This window comes from Actinocorallia lasiicapitis (assembly GCF_054778695.1).
The window spans coordinates 1-5,751 of the sequence record NZ_BAAGZI010000376.1 but is presented as its reverse complement, the minus strand read 5'-3'; the positions used below and the strand labels follow the sequence as shown (position 1 = coordinate 5,751).

The following is a 5,751-nucleotide window of genomic DNA, read 5'->3' as shown; positions in this document are numbered from 1 at the left end:
GGCGGTGGTGGGGGGAGTGGCGGTTGGGGTTGGTGGGGCGGGGGTTGGGAGGGTTTCGTTCTGGCTGGATGAGGCCGCTACGGTCAGCATGGTTCGGCGGGGGTATTCCGAGCTGTGGTGGGCTGTCAGTGAGCATCTTGATCTGGTGCATGGGCTGTATTACCTGCTGATGAAGGTGTGGGGCGGCTGGTTCGGGGTGAGTGAGATCTCGTTGCGGGTGCCGTCCGTGCTCGCGACCGGGGTGGCCGCGGCCGGGGTGGTGGTGGTCGGGCGGCGGTGTGGTGGTGAGGCCGTGGGGGTGCTCGCCGGGTTCGTCTATGTGGCGAGTGTGCCTGTTTCGCGATATGCGCAGGAAGCTCGGCCTTATGCCCTGGTGACGGCCGTCGCGGTGCTCGCCACCTATGCGTTTCTGCGGATCGTCGCCGATGACGGGCGGCGTTGGGTCGTCTTGTACGGGGCGCTTGTTCTGGTGGTCGGGCTGTTGAACGTCTTCGCGCTGCTGCTCGTCGTCGCGCACGCGATCACGTTGCTGATCGCGCGGCCCACCGCGCGGACGGTGTCGGCGTGGTGGCTGGCCGCCGGGACTGCGCTTGCGGCATTGGTCCCTTTCATCCTGGCGGTCTCCGGCCAGCGCGAGCAGATCTCCCGGATCCCCCCGGCCCGGCTCGGCGACCTGCCGGACGCCGCCCTCTTTCTGGCCGGCGGCCCTGTCCCGCTCGCCCTCTTCGCCCCGCTGATCCTGCTCGCCGTCCTCAGCCCCAAAGGCCGCGAACACATGCCCGCCCGCGAAAACCGTGGGGGGTTGGGAGTTCGGGGGGTGGCGGGGGTGTGGGCGGCGGTGCCGGGGTTGGTGCTGGTGGGGGTTTCGATGGTGGGGACGCCGGTCTACCGGGAGAGGTATCTGGTGTTCTGTCTGCCTGCGGTGGCGTTGCTGGTGGGGAGTGGGCTGGCGCGGCTCGGGCGGGTGAGGGTGGTCGCCGGGGTCGTGGCGGGGATGGTTCTGGTGGCGGTGCCCGGGCAGGTGCGGATCAGGGAGGCGGACGAGCGGAACGACGATCTGCGGACGCCCGCGCGGATTCTCGGGGAACTGGGGAGGGCCGGGGACGGGATCGTGTTCGTCAAGCCGCAGATGCGGTGGCGGGCGGCCGCCTACGCCGAGGGGTATGCGGGGCTTGCGGATCTGATGCAGCTCGTCTCGCCTGTCGAGGCCGGGGATCTGGTCGGTGTGGACGTCGACCTGGCGGAGTTGCGGCTGCGGCTGCGCGGGATGCGGCGCGTGTGGGTGATTCAGGACGCGGAGCCGTGGGGGTTGCCGCGCTGGGCGGAGGCTCGACTGCGGGTGGTCAGGACGCATGGGCCGAGCACCGTCGCAGGTGAATGGAACTATCCGGGCGGCCGGCTGACCCTGTTGACCCGCCTGCCGTAGGGGTGTGCTGGTTTGGCTGGTTACCAGCCGGTTAGGTTCGGGGGATGCGACGACTAGCCGCGGCCCTGGTGCTGCTGGTGACGCTGGCGGCCTGCCAGGACACCGAGGAGCCGACGCCCGACAAGAGCGCGCCGAGCAAGAGCGCGAAACCGCCCGTGGCGGCCGGGACCCACCGGGTCAAAATCGACGTGGGGACCTTCGGGCACCGCGAGTACCTGCTGCGGGTGCCCGCCGGGGCGAAGCGGGCCGCGCCGCTGGTGGTGGCGTTGCACGGCGGGGCCAGCAGCGCCCAGCAGTTCCAGAAGCAGAGCGGGTTCGACGACGTCGCCGACGACGCCAAGTTCGTGGTCGCCTATCCGGACGGGTTCGCGTTCAGCTGGAACGCGGGCGGCTGCTGCGGGCCCGCGAAGATCGGGAACCTCGACGACGTCGGGTTCCTCAAGAAGATGATCGAGCGGCTGGTCGACCAGGGCGTCGCCGACCCCGAACGGATCTATGTGACGGGGTTCTCCAACGGCGGCGGGATGGCCTACCGGCTGGCCTGCGAGGGCCCCGGACGGGTGCGGGCGATCGGCGTGGTGTCCGCGGCGCTGATCATCGACTGCGCGCCGTCACGGCCGGTCTCCGCGATGATCGTCCATGGGACGGCCGACCGGTCGGTCCCCTACGCGGGCGGCAGCCGCCGCGACGTCGACGACGCCCGCCCCTTCCCGCCCTTCCGCACCTCGGTCGACTTCTGGCTGAAGAAAGATCGTCTCGGCGCGCTGAAACGGGACGGCGACTGCGAGCAGAGCGAGGGGTCGGTTACGGTTCGGGTGTGCGTCCGGCGCGGCGGAACCCATGAGTGGCCGCAGGGGATGGCGCGTGAGCTGTGGGATTTCTTCCGCAATCTGACGTGAAGACTTTTCATGTTTTACTGATCTGTGGCAGTGTGACGTCATGGACCTCAAGGCGCGCTACGACTCCGCGACCGCGGAGCTCGACCCCCCGTTCGCGATCGTCGATCTGGAGGCCTTCCGGTCGAACGCCGCCGATCTGGTGCGGCGCGCCAACGGCAAGCCGATCAGGGTGGCCAGCAAGTCCGTCCGGGTGCGGTCGCTGCTGGAAGAGGTCCTGGCCATGGACGGCTACGCCGGGGTCATGGCGTTCACCCTGCCCGAGGCGCTCTGGCTCCACTCCCACCGGATCAGCGACGACATCCTCGTCGCCTATCCGACGGTCGACCGGGGCGCGCTGCAGCGGCTCGCCGCCGACGAGGAGACCGCGCGGGTGATCACCGTAATGGTCGACTGCGTCGAGCATCTGGAGCTGCTGCCGTCCGGCGGGCACCCGATCCGGGTCTGCGTCGACCTCGACGCCGCCTACCCGCTGTTCGGCGGGAAGGTCAAGGTCGGGGCGCGCCGCTCGCCCGTCGAGACCCCCGCCCAGGCCGCACGGCTCGCCGAGGAGATCGTCAAGCGGCCGCATCTGCGGCTGGTCGGGCTGATGGCCTATGAGTCGCAGATCGCCGGGGTCGGCGACAGGCCCGCGGGCCACCCGCTCAAGGGGCGGGCGATCCAGGCGCTCCAGGCCCGGTCGCGGGTCGAGCTGGCGCGACGTCGCGGGGAGATCGTCAAGGCCGTCGGGGAGGTCGCCGAGCTGGAGTTCGTCAACGGCGGCGGCACCGGATCCATCGAGTGGACCGTCGCGGAGAAGGCCGTCACCGAGGTCGCGGCCGGGTCGGGGCTGCTGCTCCCCCATCTGTTCGACCACTACCGCGCCTTCACCGGACGGCCCGCCGCGCTGTTCGCGCTGCACGTCGTCCGGCGGCCGGGGCCCGGGGTCGCGACCTGCCTCGGCGGCGGCTATCTGGCGTCCGGTCCTGCCGACGCGCTGCGCCTCCCCCAGCCGTATCTGCCCGCCGGGCTCAAGTTCACCGGGCTCGAGGGAGCCGGTGAGGTCCAGTCGCCGCTGATCGGCCCCGGCGCCGACGCCCTGGAGATCGGCGACCGGGTCTGGTTCCGGCACACCAAGGCCGGTGAACTGTGCGAGCGCTTCGAGGCCGTACATTTGATCGAGAACACGACCATCAGCTCCACCGTCCCCACCTACCGGGGCGAGGGGCAGACCTTCCTTTAATCCGGAGGTGCCGCTTTGGCTCCGGTGGCCCTCGACTGCGCACGCATGCCCCTGCACCCCGACGGGCTGGACGTCTTCCTGTCCGGGCAGGTGTTCATGGACATGATCTTCACCGGGCTGCCGGGGCTGCCCCCGCCCGGCAGCGAGCTGATCACCGACGGGCTGGGCTCGGCGCCCGGCGGGGTCGCCAACATGGCCGTCGCGATGAGCCGGCTCGGGCTGCGGGTCGGGCTGGCCGCGCCGTTCGGCGACGACCTGTTCGGCTCCTACCTGTGGCGGACCCTCGCCGAGCAGGAAGGGGTCGATCTGGCCTGGTCGCGGCGGATCCCCGGCTGGTCGTCGCCGGTGACGGTCTCCCTGGCCTATGACGCCGACCGGAGCATGGTCACCTATGTGAAGCCGCTGGCCGACGCCGAGCTGGAAGCGCCGCCGTGCGCCAGGACCTGCATCGTCGACATCGCCCAGCCCGTCCCGGAATGGGCACGCAAACTCCGCGCCGCCGGCGGGCTGGTCTTCGCCGACCTCGGCTGGGACCCCACCGAGACCTGGTCGGCCGACGTCCTCGACCGGCTCCGCGACGTCGACGTGTTCCTGCCCAACGCCGTCGAGGCGATGGCCTACACCCGGACGGGGTCGGCGGCCGAGGCGCTCGAGAAACTGTCGGTGCTCGTCCCTACCGTGGTGGTGAAGTGCGGGGCCGACGGGGCGCTCGCCGCGTCCGGGGAGGAGCGTGCCGGTGCTCCCGCGCTGCCCGTCGAGGCCCTCGATCCGACCGGAGCCGGCGATGTGTTCGCCGCCGCGTTCGTCTTCGGCACCCTCGCCGGATGGGAGCTGGAGCAGCGGCTCCAGTTCGCGAACCTGTGCGCGGGGCTGTCGGTGCGGCACTACAGCGGCTCGCTCGGCGCGCCCTGCTGGGCCGAGATCGCGGCGTTCGGGGAGTCGGGGGAGGTCCCCGCCGACGTCCTCGACACCTACTCCTTCGTCGTGCCCTACATCCCCGAGACGGAGATCGACAGCGGGCCCGAGACCGTCGCCAGGGCCCAGCCCACCTTGCGTAGCATGGGCCTGTGAAGATCGCGATCGTCGGCGCGGGCAGCGGCTACATGCCCGGGATCATCCGGGGCGTGCTGCACCGGGCCACCGAGCTGCGCGGCGCCGAACTGGCCTGCTACGACCCCGACCAGCCCGCCCAGCAGACCATGGCGCGGCTGGCCCGCGGGATGCTCAAAGGGCTGTGCGCCGTCACCGAGCACGCCACGCTGCGGGGCGCGCTCGACGGGGCCGACTTCGTGTTCACGACCTTCCGGCCCGGCGGGATGCGGGCCCGCCACCTCGACGAGGCGATCCCGCTCGCCCACGGGATGGTCGGCCAGGAGACGGCGGGGCCTGGCGGCTTCCTCATGGCCTGCCGTTCCGTGCCCGTCCTGCTGGAGATCGCCGAACTGGCGCCCGACGACGCCTGGATCATCAACTACACCAACCCGACCAGCATCGTCACCGACGCCGTCCACCAGCGGTTCCCCGGCCGACGGATGATCGGGCTCTGCGACCAGTCCGTCGGGGACACCGAAATGTGGGAGGAACTGCTCGGCCTCCAGGGGCTCGAAGCCGACTGGATCGGGACGAACCACTTCACCTGGGCGTCACGGGTGCGGCACGACGGGCGGGAGCTCGACCTGCCCGCCTTGCTGGACGCGCTGGAGCCGCCCGACGGCGGGGCGACCCCCTGGCGCGACCCGTCCCGGATGGCGGAGCTCGGCAAGGTGCTCGGCTATCTGCCCAACAGCTACGCCAAGTACTACTTCTTCCACGACGAGGTCGTCGGCGAGCTGCGGGCCAAGGGCACCACGCGCGCCCAGGACATCCTCGCCACGCTACCCGCCTTCATGGAACAGATCACGACAGAGTCCTACAAACCGGACCCAGATCCGAGCCGGGAGCGAGGCGGCGGCGAACACGGCGAGTTCGCCATCGACACCATCTGCGCCATCGCGGGGAACGAGAACCGGCGGCTCATCCTCAACGTGCCCAACACCGGCGGCGCGATCCCCTCGCTGCCCGCCGACGCCATCGTCGAGATCCCCTGCCTGGTCGGCGCGGACGGGCCCGCCGTCCTGCCGATGCCCGACATCCCGCCGCCGACGCGCGGGCTGACCCAGTCCGTCGCGGCCTACGAACGGCTCGCGAGCCGCGCCGCCACCCTCGGC

Annotated in this window: 5 protein-coding genes; all 5 read left to right on the top strand. The window is 71.2% G+C overall.

Translation table 11 applies throughout. The annotated features are described in order from the left end of the window. Positions 1-1,426: glycosyltransferase family 39 protein (locus tag ACYVE7_RS28000; RefSeq protein ID WP_460368738.1), on the top strand; the 1,426-nt coding region annotated here is incomplete at its 5' end. Between the two features lie 44 nt (positions 1,427-1,470). After that, complete coding sequence (locus ACYVE7_RS27995; protein ID WP_460368736.1) at positions 1,471-2,325, top strand: CE1 family esterase; 855 nt, start codon at positions 1,471-1,473, stop codon at positions 2,323-2,325. 40 nt (positions 2,326-2,365) lie between these two features. Then, positions 2,366-3,544 (top strand): amino acid deaminase/aldolase, encoded by a 1,179-nt coding sequence (locus tag ACYVE7_RS27990; protein WP_460368735.1) that lies wholly within the window; start codon positions 2,366-2,368, stop codon positions 3,542-3,544. Between the two features lie 45 nt (positions 3,545-3,589). Further along, positions 3,590-4,615, top strand: coding sequence for a carbohydrate kinase family protein (locus ACYVE7_RS27985; protein ID WP_460368733.1), 1,026 nt, complete (start codon positions 3,590-3,592; stop codon positions 4,613-4,615). Then, on the top strand, positions 4,612-5,751 hold a 1,140-nt coding region (locus ACYVE7_RS27980; protein ID WP_460368732.1), incomplete at its 3' end, for a family 4 glycosyl hydrolase. The genes ACYVE7_RS27985 and ACYVE7_RS27980, both read left to right, overlap by 4 nt.